1 protein-coding gene is annotated in these 1,305 nt (G+C 68.2%); it reads right to left on the minus strand.

What is annotated here, in order from left to right; all coding sequences use genetic code 11:
- Positions 1 to 98: 98 nt before the first annotated feature.
- Positions 99 to 1,305, minus strand: a 1,207-nt coding sequence (locus FM110_RS10020) for an IS256 family transposase (protein ID WP_087104623.1), incomplete at its 5' end; no start/stop codon positions are given.

Here is a 1,305-nt window from a genome sequence, read left to right on the forward strand (position 1 = left end):
CGATCCATTCTCGTGCGCGTCGCAGCCCTGCAGGGCTGGTCGGGAAGACATTCTGGGTCAAGTCCCGGGAAGTGGTGTAGCGATCCTTCGCTGATTGGTCAGGCGGTCAGAGCGGGCAGGGAGCTGGTGGTGACCTCCTCGGTGCTGGTGTCGGGGACGAGGCTGAGGCGGCATCGGGCGAGGACGTCGAGTCCGAGATAGCGGCGTCCTTCGGCCCATTCATCGGTCTGTTCGGCCAAGACCGCGCCGACGAGACGGACGATCGCCTCGCGGGTGGGGAAGATGCCGACGGAGTCGGTGCGGCGGCGGATCTCCTTGTTCAGCCGCTCGGTGGGATTGTTCGACCAGATCTGGACCCACACGTCCTTGGGGAACGCGGTGAACGCGAGGAGGTCCGCTCGGGCGGCATCGAGGTGCTCGGCCACGGCCGGGAGCTTCTCGCTCACGTAGTCCAGCAGCCGGTCGAACTGCGCGTCGACCGCTTGTGCGTCGGGCTGGTCATAGACGCTGTGCAGCATCGCCTTCACCGCCGGCCACATGGTCTTGGGCGTCACGGCCATGAGGTTCGCGGCGTAGTGGGTGCGGCACCGCTGCCAGGCCGCCCCGGGAAGATGCGCGGCGATCGCTTCGACCAGCCCCGCATGCGCATCGGAGGTCACCAGGCGAACGCCGGCGAGGCCGCGGGCGACGAGGTCGGCGAAGAAGCTGTTCCAGGCCGCTCCGGTCTCGCTGGTCGCGACCCTCATTCCCAGGACCTCGCGGTGCCCGTCTCCGTTGACGCCGGTGGCGAGCAGGACGACGGCGTTGGTCACGCGCCCGCCCTCACGCACTTTCATGGTCAGGGCGTCGGCGGAGACGAATGTGAAGGGGCCGGCCTCGTCCAGGGGGCGGTGGCGGAACTGCTCGACGTGCTCGTCCAACGACTCCGCCATCCTGCTGACCTGCGACTTCGACAGACTGTTGATGCCCAGGGTCTTCACGAGCTTGTCCATGCGACGCGTGGAGACACCGGCGAGATAGCAGTCCGCGACGACCGTGATCAGTGCGGACTCGGAGCGCTTGCGGCGCTCGAGCAGCCACTCGGGGAAGTAGGTGCCGGTGCGGAGCTTGGGGACTGCGACGTCGATCGTGCCGACGCGGGTGTCGAGGTCGCGGTGGCGGTAGCCGTTGCGCTGCGCAACCCGGTCGCTGCTGGGGCGGCCGTACTCCGCGCCGGCAACGGCGTCCGCGTCCGCGGAGAGCAGGGCGTTTGGGCTGACCCCGTGATGTAGGTCCAGTCGTTGTGTGAGTCGTCTTGATGCTCGC

Origin of the sequence: Brachybacterium nesterenkovii, from assembly GCF_900163655.1 — a bacterium.
GTDB classification, from domain to species: domain Bacteria; phylum Actinomycetota; class Actinomycetes; order Actinomycetales; family Dermabacteraceae; genus Brachybacterium; species Brachybacterium nesterenkovii.